Origin of the sequence: Nocardioides sp. LHD-245 (genome assembly GCF_030929495.1) — a bacterium.
Lineage (GTDB): Bacteria > Actinomycetota > Actinomycetes > Propionibacteriales > Nocardioidaceae > Nocardioides.
The window spans coordinates 139315-151523 of sequence record NZ_JAVFWN010000001.1 but is presented as its reverse complement, the minus strand read 5'-3'; the positions used below and the strand labels follow the sequence as shown (position 1 = coordinate 151523).

Annotated in this window: 11 protein-coding genes; 5 read left to right on the top strand and 6 right to left on the bottom strand. The window is 72.2% G+C overall.

The window, feature by feature from the left end; all coding sequences use genetic code 11:
• The first annotated feature begins 78 nt into the window (after positions 1 to 78).
• Positions 79 to 768: a TetR/AcrR family transcriptional regulator gene (locus RB608_RS00745; RefSeq protein WP_308085860.1), complete on the top strand. Its 690-nt coding sequence runs from the start codon at positions 79 to 81 to the stop codon at positions 766 to 768.
• Positions 765 to 1070 carry a DUF4873 domain-containing protein gene (locus RB608_RS00740; protein ID WP_308085859.1) on the top strand — a complete coding sequence of 102 codons (306 nt, stop codon included), beginning with the start codon at positions 765 to 767 and terminating at the stop codon, positions 1068 to 1070. The genes RB608_RS00745 and RB608_RS00740 overlap by 4 nt, the downstream gene beginning before the upstream one ends.
• A gap of 6 nt (positions 1071 to 1076) precedes the next feature.
• On the opposite strand, the gene RB608_RS00735 is transcribed toward RB608_RS00740, so the two are convergent.
• Positions 1077 to 1616 carry an XRE family transcriptional regulator gene (locus tag RB608_RS00735; RefSeq protein ID WP_308085858.1) on the bottom strand — a complete coding sequence of 180 codons (540 nt, stop codon included), beginning with the start codon at positions 1614 to 1616 and terminating at the stop codon, positions 1077 to 1079.
• A gap of 67 nt (positions 1617 to 1683) precedes the next feature.
• On the opposite strand from RB608_RS00735, the gene RB608_RS00730 reads away from it, so the two are divergent.
• Positions 1684 to 2898, top strand: a complete 1215-nt coding sequence (locus RB608_RS00730) for a benzoate/H(+) symporter BenE family transporter (protein WP_308085857.1) — start codon at positions 1684 to 1686, stop codon at positions 2896 to 2898.
• Here the strand turns inward: RB608_RS00730 and RB608_RS00725 are convergent.
• The gene (locus tag RB608_RS00725; RefSeq protein WP_308085856.1) at positions 2858 to 4042 is read right to left on the bottom strand and encodes a SpoIID/LytB domain-containing protein; all 1185 of its coding nucleotides are present in this window, start codon (positions 4040 to 4042) and stop codon (positions 2858 to 2860) included. The two genes, RB608_RS00730 and RB608_RS00725, sit on opposite strands and share 41 nt — an antisense overlap.
• Before the next feature lie 57 nt (positions 4043 to 4099).
• On the opposite strand from RB608_RS00725, the gene valS reads away from it, so the two are divergent.
• A complete protein-coding gene (gene valS, locus RB608_RS00720; protein WP_308085855.1) occupies positions 4100 to 6733 on the top strand; it encodes a valine--tRNA ligase in 2634 nt (877 codons plus the stop codon).
• A gap of 76 nt (positions 6734 to 6809) precedes the next feature.
• On the opposite strand, the gene clpX is transcribed toward valS, so the two are convergent.
• The 3 genes from clpX to RB608_RS00705 form a co-directional block, all read right to left on the bottom strand.
• Positions 6810 to 8096 carry an ATP-dependent Clp protease ATP-binding subunit ClpX gene (gene clpX, locus RB608_RS00715; RefSeq protein WP_308085854.1) on the bottom strand — a complete coding sequence of 429 codons (1287 nt, stop codon included), beginning with the start codon at positions 8094 to 8096 and terminating at the stop codon, positions 6810 to 6812.
• A 122-nt stretch (positions 8097 to 8218) separates the two neighbouring features.
• Entirely contained in the window at positions 8219 to 8827 is a 609-nt protein-coding gene (locus RB608_RS00710) for an ATP-dependent Clp protease proteolytic subunit (protein WP_308085853.1), read from the bottom strand.
• 2 nt (positions 8828 to 8829) lie between these two features.
• Positions 8830 to 9435, bottom strand: coding sequence for an ATP-dependent Clp protease proteolytic subunit (locus tag RB608_RS00705; protein ID WP_308086242.1), 606 nt, complete (start codon positions 9433 to 9435; stop codon positions 8830 to 8832).
• Between the two features lie 171 nt (positions 9436 to 9606).
• On the opposite strand from RB608_RS00705, the gene RB608_RS00700 reads away from it, so the two are divergent.
• Positions 9607 to 11007: a hypothetical protein gene (locus RB608_RS00700; protein WP_308085852.1), complete on the top strand. Its 1401-nt coding sequence runs from the start codon at positions 9607 to 9609 to the stop codon at positions 11005 to 11007.
• 11 nt (positions 11008 to 11018) lie between these two features.
• On the opposite strand, the gene RB608_RS00695 is transcribed toward RB608_RS00700, so the two are convergent.
• The gene (locus RB608_RS00695; protein WP_308085851.1) at positions 11019 to 12188 is read right to left on the bottom strand and encodes a hypothetical protein; all 1170 of its coding nucleotides are present in this window, start codon (positions 12186 to 12188) and stop codon (positions 11019 to 11021) included.
• Positions 12189 to 12209: the final 21 nt, after the last annotated feature.

Sequence of the window (12209 nt, the reverse complement as noted above, 5' to 3'; positions counted from 1 at the left end):
TGCCTCCAGGTTCATCGGTCCGATTTGTCCGAGGTCTACATATTACCTCCGGTAACGGATAACGGTACTCTTGTACCCATGGCCTCCAACGTCAAGCACGACGGGCGCACGACCCGCTGGGAACGACACCGCACCGAGCGTCGCGAGGAGTTCGTCCTCGCGGCCGTGCGCGCCATCGACGCGCTCGGACCGGACGCGTCGGTCGCCGACATCGCCGCCGAGGCAGGCGTGAGCAAGCCGGTCCTCTACCGCTACTTCGCCGACAAGAGCGAGCTGCACGCCGCGGTCGGCTCCTGGGGGGCGGACCTGGTCCTCGCGCGCGTGCTCACCGCGGTGCTCGCGCCCGCGACCGCCCGCGACCGGGTGAGCGCCGGCGTGGCGGCGTACCTCGACACGCTGGCCGAGCACCCCCAGGCGTTCCTCCTGCTCAGCCGGCCGGCCGGGGGCACCGACCCGCTCGCCGCCGGCAAGGACCAGATCGCCGCCAAGCTGACCCGGCTGCTGGGCGACGCCCTGCGGCACCTCGGCGGCGACACCGGCGCCGCCGAGCCGTGGGCGCACGCCGTGGTCGGGCTCAGCACGTCGGTCGGGCACTGGTGGCTGGAGCGGCACACGGTCTCGCGTGGTGCCGCGGCGGCCTACCTGAGCGACTTCATCTGGCACGCGCTCTCCGGCGCGGCGGCGGAGAGCGGCGTCGACCTGTCCCGCCTCGACGCCGGCCGCGGCGCGGGCAGCGTCACCCCGATCCGCTCGGAGCGCCGCCGATGACCGCGGACACCGGCGGCGCGGCCACGACGCACGTGCCCCGGGCCGAGTACGACGGCCCGGCGACACTCCTGGTCGGGGGTGCCGAGCAGCCGGTCGACGTGACCCTGCGCGGCGCCTTCCAGCCGCTCGACGGCCACTTCCACTGGTACGGCCGGATCGCGGCGTCGCCCGCCCTCGACGCCGTGCGCAGCGGCTCACCCGTGACCCTGCGCACCGACCACGGCGAGGCGGACGGCAAGGTCGCCGACGTCGACACCTGGGGCCGCCTCCGAGTGAGCGGGACCGGCCTGCCGCCCTTCTGAGCCCCGTCAGCCCGGCGTGACGATCACGTTGACCGCCTCGAGCTCGGTGCCCGGTGCCGCGCGGTACGCGTGCGGACGGTCGGCCGCGAAGCGCACATGGTCGCCGGGGCCGAGCGCGACCGAGCGGCCGTCGTACTCGACGACGCCGGTGCCGCGCACCACCACCAGCTGCTCCTCGACGCCCCGGGAGTGGGCCGGCGAGCGCCGCTCGGCGCCCGGAGCGAGGCGGATCAGGTAGACCTCGGTCGTGCGGCCGGGCTCGCGCACGACCCGGACCCGGGTGGTGACCATGCCGTGGTCCGCGAGCACGGCGCCGTCGTGGTCGTCGAGCAGCGCGGCGAGGGGTACGCCGAGCGGCGCCGCGACGGCGTACAACGTGTCGAGGGTCGGGTTGCGGCGTCCCGTCTCCAGCTCCGAGAGGGAGCCCTTGCCGATCCCGGCCTGGGCCGCCAGGGCCGAGAGGGAGAGACCGCGGGCCTCGCGCAGCGTCCGGATCCGGGCGCCGACCCCGGCGCCCGCGCCGGACGGTTCCACCGCTCGCGCCATCGGCTCCCCTTCGCCTAGCATGTTCTGTATACAGAACAATACCCCTGAGGTTCCCAGAGGAGGCGGCGTGGCGGAGCAGGCAGCGTTGTCGGGAGAGGATGGCCACGGCCCCGTGCTGGCCGGCGTCGTCACCGCGCTCGTCGGGTTCAGCAGCTCCTTCGTCGTGTGCCTGGCCGGACTCACCGCCGTCGGCGCGACGCCACGGCAGGCCGCGTCCGGCCTCGCGACGCTGCTCGTCACCCAGGCGCTCGGCATGCTCTGGCTCTCGATACGGCACCGGATCCCGGTGACCCTGGCCTGGTCGACGCCCGGCGCGGCGCTGCTGGCGACGTCGGCGGGCGTCACGGGCGGCTGGCCGGCCGCGGTCGGCGCGTTCGTCGCGACCGGCGTGCTCATCGTGCTGACCGGCCTGGTCCCGCGCGTAGGCGACCTGGTCGCCGCGATCCCCGTCAGCCTGGCCCGGGCGATGCTCGCCGGTGTCCTGCTGCCGTTGTGCCTGGCACCGGTCACGGCGCTGGTCGACTCCCCCGCCGCCGTCGCCCCGCTGGTCGTGACCTGGCTGGTGCTCCTGCGACTCGCTCCGCGCTGGGCGGTGCCCGGCGCCCTGCTCGTCGCCCTGGTCACCGTCGTCGCCACCGCGCGGATCGACGCCGCCGATCTCGCGCCGCACCTGACCTGGACCACGCCCTCCTGGTCCCTGTCGGCCCTCGTCGGCATCGCCCTGCCGCTGTACGTCGTCACGATGGCCTCGCAGAACGTGCCCGGCGTCGCGGTGATGAGCGGGTTCGGGTACCGCGTGCCGTGGCGGGAGTCGCTCGCCGTCACCGGCATCGGCACCGTGGTCGGCGCCCCGACCGGCGGGCACGCCATCAACCTGGCCGCGATCACCGCCGCCCTCTCCGCCGGACCGACCGCCGGACCGGACCCGCGCCGGCGCTGGGTCGCGGCCGTCACCGCGTCGATCACCTATCTCGTCCTCGCGGTGGGCAGCACCGCCCTGGCCACGCTCGTGGTCGCCGCCGCGGACGGCGTGATGCAGGCCGCGGCCGGCCTGGCCCTGCTCGGCACGCTCGGGGCGGCGCTCGGCGACGCCCTCGCCGACCCCGCCGAGCGGGAGCCCGCGGCGGCGACACTGGTCGTCGCCGCCTCCGGCATCAGCGTGCTCGGGATCGGCGCCGCGTTCTGGGCGCTCGTGGTGGGCCTGCTGCTGCGGGCCTTCCTGCGCGCGGGGCGCGCGGGGGTCAGGCCAGACGGAAGAGTGTCGACTTCAGCCCGAACCTGAGCCGGAACTGATCGCCGGTCAGGGTCGTGCTGGTGCTCGCGCCGACGATCCTCACCTCGCTCACGCGTCCCCCCGCGTTCGGGTCGGGGTTCGTGACGAGCTCGAAGCGCTCGAAGTCACCGATCCCCGGGAACTGCGCCTCGATCGCGTCGTCGGTCAGCGGCACCGACCAGGAGTTGTTGGGGTTGCCCGAGCCCGCCTCGTACGGGTCCGGCTTCGCGACCTGGTACGGGAGGTTGCCGGGTGCGGTCCAGCCGCCGTTGCTCGAGGAGAACTGGGTGAACGCCGGCGCGCCGCCGTAGGTGCGGACCTGGCGGGCGGTCGCCTTGATGGCCGCGTCGGAGCCCGGCTGCTCGGCGGCCACGCCGCGGTAGACCTGGGACTGGATGGTGTCGTAGACGTCGAACGGCCCGCGGTCGTTGCTGTCGCGCTCGAAGATCGCGTAGGTGCGCGCCGCGACCGCCTGGGCCTGTACCGCCTGCGGGTGCCAGGTCGCGGGCATCTCGGAGGGCACGACGCCGCGCAGGTACTTCTCGACGCCGACCACGTTGACGGTGTCGCGGCCCTGGCCGCTCGCGGGGACGACCGAGCGGATCCGGCCGCGGTAGTCGGCGGAGCCGCCCGGCACGTAGAGCCGGATCGCCCCGCCCTGCGCCTTGAACTCGGCCTGCCCTGGGATGATCCGCACCTTGCGCCAGCGGTTGGTCTTGACCGAGAGCTTCGTGTCGCCGCCGTGGGCGGTCAGCTTCCAGCGCTTCGCGCCCCGCTTGCCCAACGTCCAGACCTTGCCCGTCGCCAGACTGCGGACCTTCAGCTTCGCCCGGTGCTGCACGAGGACGTTGCTCGAGGTGTCGCCGGTGATCAGCACCCGCACCGAGCCGCCGGCCTGGCCCGCCTGCGTGCCCGGGTAGTAGAAGTCGAGGATCTGGGTCGCGCTCGAGCCCTGGGCGGCCGCACCCCGGGCACCCCACTGCGAGAGGCCCTTGCCGTGTCCCCAGCCGCTGCCGGCGAGCGTCACCGTCTCCGGACCGGCCGCCGGGGCCGCCGCGGCGGTCGGCAGCGCCCCGGGGAGGGCGGCGGGCAGGACGACGCCGAGAGCGAGGCCGGTGACGAGGGTGGTGACGGTTCCCGGGAACAGGCGCATCGTCCGAGAGTAGCCGCCGGTTGAAGGCGCGACGCCGGCTCGCAATAGGCTGGAAGCATGACCGAGCTCGACAGCACGCAGACCCCGGACCCGACCAGCGCACCGACCAGCGCTGTCGTCGTACCGGACAAGCCGGCGCTGGAGGGCCTCGAGGACAAGTGGGCGCAGCGCTGGAAGGACGCCGACACCTACGGCTTCGACCGCACCCAGCCCCGCGAGAACGTCTACGCGATCGACACCCCGCCGCCGACCGTGAGCGGCAGCCTGCACGTCGGGCATGTCTTCTCCTACACCCACACCGACCTGATCGCCCGCTTCCAGCGGATGCAGGGCAAGTCCGTCTTCTACCCGATGGGCTGGGACGACAACGGCCTGCCCACCGAGCGCCGGGTGCAGAACTACTTCGGCGTGCGCTGCGACCCGTCGCTGCCGTACGACGCCGACTTCACGCCGCCCGCCAAGCCGGACCCCAAGCGGCAGATCCCGATCAGCCGGCCGAACTTCATCGCCCTGTGCGAGCAGTTGGTCGAGCAGGACGAGAAGGTCTTCGAGGACCTCTGGCGCACTCTCGGCCTCAGCGTCGACTGGAACACCACCTACACGACGATCGGCCCGAAGGCACAGACCGTCAGCCAGCGGGCCTTCCTCCGCAACCTGGCCCGCGGCGAGGCCTACCTCCAAGAGGCGCCCACGCTGTGGGACGTCACCTTCCAGACCGCGGTCGCGCAGGCCGAGCTGGAGGCCCGCGACTACGCCGGCGCCTACCACCGGGTGGCCTACCACCGCCCCGACGGCACCCCCGTCTACGTCGAGACGACCCGTCCTGAGCTGATCGCCAGCGCGGTCGCGCTGATCGCGCACCCCGACGACGAGCGCTACCAGGACCTCTTCGGCACCACGGTCACCTCTCCCGTCTTCGGCGTGGAGATCCCGGTGCTGGCCCACCCCGCGGCCGAGAAGGACAAGGGCGCGGGCATCGCGATGTGCTGCACCTTCGGCGACCTCACCGACGTCCAGTGGTGGCGCGAGCTGCAGCTGCCGGTCCGCACGGTCATCGGCCGCGACGGCAGGTTCCTGCGGGAGACCCCCGAGTGGCTCGCGGGCGAGAGCGCCGCGGCGGCGTACCAGGACCTCCAGGGGAAGACGGTGCACTCGGCGCGCGAGGCGATGGTCGCCAAGCTCAAGGAGTCCGGCGACCTCGACGGCGACCCCAAGCCGACGCAGCGGATGGCGAACTTCTACGAGAAGGGCGACAAGCCGCTCGAGATCGTCTCCACCCGCCAGTGGTACATCCGCAACGGCGGCCGCGACGGCGAGATCCGCAAGCAGATGCTGGACCGAGGCGCCGAGATCGAATGGCTGCCGCCGCACATGAAGCACCGCTACGACAACTGGGTCGGCGGCCTCAACGGCGACTGGCTGGTCTCGCGACAGCGCTTCTTCGGCATCCCGTTCCCCGTCTGGTACCCCCTCGACGCCGAGGGCGAGCCCGACTACACCCGGTTGCTGCTGCCCACCGAGGCCGAGCTGCCGATCGACCCGTCGACGCAGGCCCCGAACGGCTACGCCGAGGAGCAGCGCGGCAAGCCGGGCGGCTTCGTCGGCGACCCCGACGTCATGGACACCTGGGCGACGTCGTCGCTCACCCCGCACATCGCGGGCGGCTGGGAGTCCGACCCCGACCTGTGGGCGCGGGTGTTCCCGATGGACCTGGCCACCCAGGCCCACGACATCATCCGCACCTGGCTGTTCTCCCGCGTCGTGCGCGCGCACTTCGAGAACGGCGCGGCGCCCTGGTCGCACGCGATGATCTCCGGCTTCATCGTCGACCCCGACCGCAAGAAGATGTCGAAGTCCAAGGGCAACGTCGTCGTGCCCAACGAGATCCTCGACAAGTACGGCGCCGACGCGGTCCGCTGGCGCGCCGCCATCGCCCGGCCCGGTCTGGACTCGCCGTTCGACGAGACCCAGATGAAGGTCGGGCGCCGGTTGGCGATGAAGGTCCTCAACGCGTCCAAGTTCGTCCTCGGCAGCGTCGGCGCGACCACCTTCAGCGCCGCCGCGGTCAGCCAGCCGGTCGACACCGCGCTGCTGGGCCGGCTCGCCGGCGTCGTCCGCCGCGCCACCGAGGCGTTCGAGGCCTACGACTACACGACCGCCCTCGAGGTCACCGAGAAGTTCTTCTGGGAGTTCTGCGACGACTACCTCGAGCTGGTCAAGGAGCGCGCGTACGCCGACGACGGCGACGCCTCGTCCTCCGCGCAGGCCACGCTCGCCTTCGCCCTGCAGGTCCAGCTGCGGCTGCTCGCGCCCTTCCTCCCCTATGTGACCGAGGAGGTCTGGTCCTGGTGGCAGGAGGGCTCGGTGCACCGTGCCCCGTGGCCGACCGTCGCCGAGCTCGGCTCCCCCGCCGCCTCCGACGGCTCGCTGATCGACGCGGTCGCCGGCGCCCTGTCCGGCATCCGCGGCGCCAAGTCGGCCGCCAAGGTGAAGATGCGCGCGCCGCTGGCCCGGGTCGAGGTCACCGGCCCCGCCCGGCTGGTCGACGCCGCCGCGAAGGCCGCCGAGGACCTGCGCCGCAGCGGCAACGTCGTCGGCGACCTGGTGTTCACCCTCGCCGAGGACGCCACAGAGCTGAGCGTGAGCGCTGAGATCGCCGCGGAGCCGGCTGTGGAGCCCGGCGAGAGCTGAGTGCCGCCCGCCGTAAGACGGACGAATGCCCCCGGAGTGCTCTCCGGGGGCATTCGGCGTCAGGTGCGTCGACCGGTCAGGCCGACTTCTTCTTCTTGGTCTCCCGCAGCACCAGCGTGGGCGCGACGTCGTCCATGACGACCTCTCGGGTCACCACGACCTTCTCGACGTCGCCACGGCTGGGGACGTCGTACATCACGTAGAGCAGGACCTCCTCGATGATGGCGCGCAGGCCACGGGCGCCGGTGCCGCGCTCGAGCGCCTTGTCGGCGATCGCCTCGACGGCGTCATCGGTGAACTCCAGCTCGACGCCGTCGAGGTCGAAGAGCTTCTTGTACTGCTTGACCAGGGCGTTGCGCGGCTCGGTGAGGATCTGGACCAGGGCGTCCTGGTCGAGCGGGCTGACGCTCGCGATGAGCGGGAGGCGGCCGATGAACTCGGGGATCAGGCCGAACTTGGTGAGGTCCTCGGGGCGGACCTGGCCGAGCAGGTCGTCGGCGGCGCGCTCGGCCTCGCCGCGCGGCTCGGCGGTGAAGCCGAGCGACTTCTTGCCGACCCGCTGCTCAATGATGTGCTCCAGGCCGGCGAAGGCGCCGCCCACCACGAACAGGATGTTGGTGGTGTCGATCTGGATGAACTCCTGGTGCGGGTGCTTGCGTCCACCCTGCGGGGGCACCGAGGCGGTGGTGCCCTCGATGATCTTCAGCAGCGCCTGCTGGACGCCCTCACCGGAGACGTCGCGCGTGATCGACGGGTTCTCGGCCTTGCGGGCCACCTTGTCGATCTCGTCGATGTAGATGATGCCGGTCTCGGCCTTCTTGACGTCGTAGTCGGCGGCCTGGATCAGCTTGAGCAGGATGTTCTCGACGTCCTCGCCGACGTACCCGGCCTCGGTCAGCGCCGTGGCGTCGGCGATGGCGAAGGGGACGTTGAGCATCCGGGCCAGCGTCTGGGCGAGATAGGTCTTGCCGCAGCCGGTCGGGCCGATGACGAGGATGTTGGACTTGGCGACCTCGACGACCTCGTCCTTGCTGTGCTTGCCCGAGGCACCCCCGATCGCCTGCACGCCGGCCTGGACCCGCTTGTAGTGGTTGTAGACCGCGACCGCGAGGGACTTCTTGGCCTGCTCCTGCCCGATCACGTACGAGTTGAGGAACTCGAAGATCTCCTTGGGCTTGGGCAGGTCGGCGAGCTCGACCTCGGAGCCCTCGGCGAGCTCCTCCTCGATGATCTCGTTGCACAGGTCGATGCACTCGTCGCAGATGTAGACACCCGGACCAGCGATGAGCTTCTTGACCTGCTTCTGGCTCTTGCCGCAGAACGAGCACTTCAACAGATCGCCACCGTCACCGATGCGTGCCACGGGTCCTCCTCACAATCGAACTCCCCGACGGTACCCCCTGCCACGCTCCCGCGGGAGCGTGACACGAGGGGTACGTCGAGCTCATCGTCGTCGGTCTCGGTCGTCGGGGTCCGTCGCCGGACTCAGACGAGGGCGGGGGTCTGCTTGAGGGACTCGAGCACCGAGTCGATCAGGCCGTACTCGATGGCTCCCTGGGCGGTGAGGATCTTGTCGCGCTCGATGTCGCGGCTGACCTCGTCGATCGGCCGGCCGGAGTGGTCGCTGATCATCTTCTCGAGCAGCTCACGCATCCGGAGGATCTCGTTGGCCTGGATCTCGATGTCCGAGGTCTGGCCGAAGGTGCCCTCGGTGTAGGGCTGGTGGATCAGGATCCGGCTGTTGGGCAGCGCGAGCCGCTTGCCCTTGGCACCCGCGGCGAGCAGGATCGCCGCCGCCGAGGCGGCCTGGCCGATGCACACGGTCTGCACATCGGGCTTGATGAACTGGATCGTGTCGTAGATCGCGGTCAGCGCGGTGAACGAGCCGCCGGGGCTGTTGATGTAGATGCTGATGTCCTGGTCGGGGTTCATCGACTGCAGGCACAGCAGCTGGGCGATGACGGCGTTGGCCACGTCGTCGGAGATCGGCGTGCCGAGGTAGATGATGCGGTCCTCGAACAGCTTGGCGTAGGGGTCGATCCGGCGGAAGCCGTACGACGTGCGCTCTTCCCACTGGGGGATGTAGTAGTTCATGCTCAGTCCTTCTTGTGGGCCGGACGACCCTCGTCGACGGCTTCCTTGGCACTCTTGACGACCTTGTCGACGAGGCCGTACTCCAGTGCCTCGTGCGCGGTGAACCAGCGGTCGCGGTCGGCGTCCTCGGTGACCTGCTCGACCGTCTGGCCGGTGTGCTCGGCGATCAGGTCCAGGAGGACCTTCTTGATGTGCAGCGACTGCTGGGCCTGGATCTTGATGTCGGAGGCGGAGCCGCCCATGCCCGAGGAGGGCTGGTGCATCATGATCCGCGCGTGCGGCAGGGCGTAGCGCTTGCCCTTCGTGCCCGCGCAGAGCAGGAACTGGCCCATCGAGGCGGCCAGGCCCATGCCGACGGTCACGACGTCGTTGGTGATGTAGTTCATGGTGTCGTAGATCGCCATCCCGGCGTCGACGGACCCACCCGGCGAGTTGATGTGGAGGAAGATGTCCGCCTCGGGGTCCTCCGCCGAGAGCAGCAGCAGCTGGGCGCAGATCGCGTTGGCGTTCTGGTCGCGGACCTCGGAGCCGAGGAACACGATCCGCTCGCGGAGCAGCCGGCTGTAGATGTTGTCGTCGAGCAGGTTGAGACCGGCTCCACCGTTCATCTCGGGCCCACGCGCGGGGCCAGCGGAAAACTGAGTCACGCGGGTGACACTAGCCGGACCGGGAGGCAGATCCACGCGTTCGGCGCCGCTGTTCGCCGACAGCAGATTTGTCGTCGGGCGCCCACCGGTAGCCTGCCGGGAGCGCAGCACCCGACCGTCTCAGGAGGTCCCATGTCCGCGGGTTCACCCACCGGCCGGCTGGTGGCCGGCCTCACCCTGGCGGCGGGCCTGGCGCTCGGTGCCTGCGACGCGAGCGGCGACGACCCCGAGCGACCGGGCGGCGACACGGCGAAGCCCACGGCCGCCGCCGCCGTGCTCCACGCCCCCGGGCGGACCTGGGAGCTGCCGGCCGGCGACGTGGTCCCCAACGGTCGCTACGTCCCGCTGACCCCGGTCGGCGACGACGAGGTCGCCGGTCCGTCGGCGGTGGTCGTGGGCGACATGCTGGTGGCGGCGGTCGCTGACGAGAGCGCGAGCGACGCGGCACCGCTCCTGGTCGGCATCTCCGGCGACGGGACCGTCCGATGGCGGGGCACCGACTTCGGCACCTGTTGGACGCCCGACCACGCGGCCCTCTACTGCACCCGCGGCACCGCGCTGGTCCGGGTGAACCCGACGTCCGGCGGTGCCGGCGCGGGTGCCGACGTGACCGTGGCCGCGGGCAGTGCCCCGGTGCTCGACGACGGCGTCCTGTACGTCGTCGTCACGCCTCCGGGGGCCGACGAGAGCGCCTATCCCCCGCCGTTCGCGATCGCCGCCCTCGACGCCACGACACTGAGGAGCGTGTGGCCGGACGGGCCGGCGGCCGTCGGGGAGCTGGCCGGCCTCGGCGCCGGGTCGCCGGCACTCGACCTCAGCGGCGACGACGTCTCGGTCGCCGCGTGGCGGGACACCCCGTCCGGACAGGCCGACGCCACCCAGTTCGAGCTCGACCGGGCGACCGGCGAGGTCCTCGGCAGCACCCACCTCGGCAAGGGGGCCTTCCTCGACCGTCCGTGGACGGTCCGCCGCGGGTTCGGCAACGACCGGATCGAGGTCTCCCGCGACGGGCAGGTCCTGTTCCAGCAGGCCGGGCAGCCCTGGGACAGCCAGGACGATCGGCTGGTCTCCCCCGACGGACGGATCGGGATCGGCTCGACGCTGTACGACGTCGCCACGGGCCAGGCGGTCTGGGAGCGCCCCGACCTCGGCGACGAGCTATCCGGCTGGCGCTGGACGGCCGACCGCGCCCAGGTCGCGGTGACCGGCTTCGACACGACGGCGGGGAAGATGGCCACGTCCTATCTCGACGCCGCGACCGGCGAGACACTGTGGTCCGGTCCCGCCAGCGACGTCGCGCCCACCGAGACGCCCGACGCCTTCGTCCAGGTCGAGACCGACTTCGAGTCCTCGTGGGTGGTCCACGCCATCGAGCGGGCCTCCGGCGATGTCGCCTGGTCGGAGGACGTGTCCGAGGCCGGCCGCCCGGGCAGCAAGGACGGCCTGCCCCTCGGAGGGCCCTACGTGTCGCCCGGCACGGTGTGGGCGCTGGGGGCGACCACCCTGGTCGGGTTCACGGACTTCCCGGGCTGACCCCGGCGTCGTCAGGCGAGCCAGCGGTCGAGCGCGGCATGCACCTCGGGGTGGTTGAGCAGGCCGAAGTGGTCGGTGCGGCCGAGGTGGAGCACCTCGGCGTCCGGGAACAGCTCGGTGCCGCGCCGGTCACGGCCGACAGCCGAGCGCGGCGTCACGAGCAGGTCGCCGACGGCCCGGGCGACCGGGTGCCGTGGCGAGCGGGTGAGGGTGGCCGAGACCAGCCGGTAGCGCGCATGCGGCAGCGGGGGCACGTCGTGGGCGAGACCCTCGATCAGGTCGTGGACACCGGGCGCCTGACGGTCGATGATCCGTCCGAAGGCGGCGACCTCGGGAGCACGGGCGAGCGTGCGGCTGGCGTGGTCGGCCCCGAGCGCGAACCACGACCCGAGATGCGGGGTGCCGAGGGTGACCACGTCGCTGACCAGGCCGGTCCAGGGCGCCGGCCCGGCGCCCTCGGCCACGACTGCCGAGGAGGCGCGCAGCACCAGCCCGCCGAGTGAGTGGCCGACCAGCGCGATCCGGGTGACCTCGGTCGGCCACGCGTCGACGAGCCGCTGCATCAGGGAGGCCAGCACCACGCCGTTCTCCCGCAGTGCCAGGCCGGTGTTGGCCCGCAGGTAGACGGGGGTCCAGCCGTGGCCGGCCAGGCTCTCGCCGTACGTCGTGCCGACGCGGTCGCGGTGGCGACGCCAGTAGGCCTCGTTCTCGCACAGGCCGTGCAGGAAGACCACGAGCCGCCCGGTGGGCTCCGGGAAGGCGGCGGCGACCCCCTCCGGGGTAAGCGCGACGTCCCGGCCGTCGTGGCGCACCGCCATCTCGATCGCGAGCCGCGGGCGGTCCCGCCGCAGCTCCTCGCCGATCAGCCCGTTGACCGCCGCGTTGACGAACCGCCCCCGCGGCCCCTCCTCCAGGGCCGGTCCGGCCCCCGTCTCGGCCAGGCGGGCCAGCCCGGCGCTCGCACCTCGCAGCGACAGCCCCACGGCGCCGTACGCGAGGCCGGCGATGCCACGGTGCAGGACCTCGGCCGGGAGTCCGGCCGGGCCCAGCCCACGGCGGACGACGCGGTGGGCGCGGCGGGAGATCGCGCCGTGGGTGTCGCGGGCGGTCGCGACGACCAGGTCGTCGACGACCGCGGTGGCCAGCGAGAGCGCGTCGACGACGGTCGGGGCAGTGGTCATGGCGGCACGCTAGCGGATTCA

Excerpts from the sequence above, each read along its gene's own strand:
- RB608_RS00745 (WP_308085860.1), top strand. The coding sequence starts at position 79 with ATGGCCTCCAACGTCAAGCACGACGGGCGCACGACCCGCTGGGAACGA.
- RB608_RS00740 (WP_308085859.1), top strand. The coding sequence starts at position 765 with ATGACCGCGGACACCGGCGGCGCGGCCACGACGCACGTGCCCCGGGCC.
- RB608_RS00735 (WP_308085858.1), bottom strand. The coding sequence starts at position 1,616 with ATGGCGCGAGCGGTGGAACCGTCCGGCGCGGGCGCCGGGGTCGGCGCC.
- RB608_RS00725 (WP_308085856.1), bottom strand. The coding sequence starts at position 4,042 with ATGCGCCTGTTCCCGGGAACCGTCACCACCCTCGTCACCGGCCTCGCT.
- valS (WP_308085855.1), top strand. The coding sequence starts at position 4,100 with ATGACCGAGCTCGACAGCACGCAGACCCCGGACCCGACCAGCGCACCG.
- RB608_RS00710 (WP_308085853.1), bottom strand. The coding sequence starts at position 8,827 with ATGAACTACTACATCCCCCAGTGGGAAGAGCGCACGTCGTACGGCTTC.
- RB608_RS00705 (WP_308086242.1), bottom strand. The coding sequence starts at position 9,435 with ATGAACGGTGGAGCCGGTCTCAACCTGCTCGACGACAACATCTACAGC.
- RB608_RS00700 (WP_308085852.1), top strand. The coding sequence starts at position 9,607 with ATGTCCGCGGGTTCACCCACCGGCCGGCTGGTGGCCGGCCTCACCCTG.
- RB608_RS00695 (WP_308085851.1), bottom strand. The coding sequence starts at position 12,188 with ATGACCACTGCCCCGACCGTCGTCGACGCGCTCTCGCTGGCCACCGCG.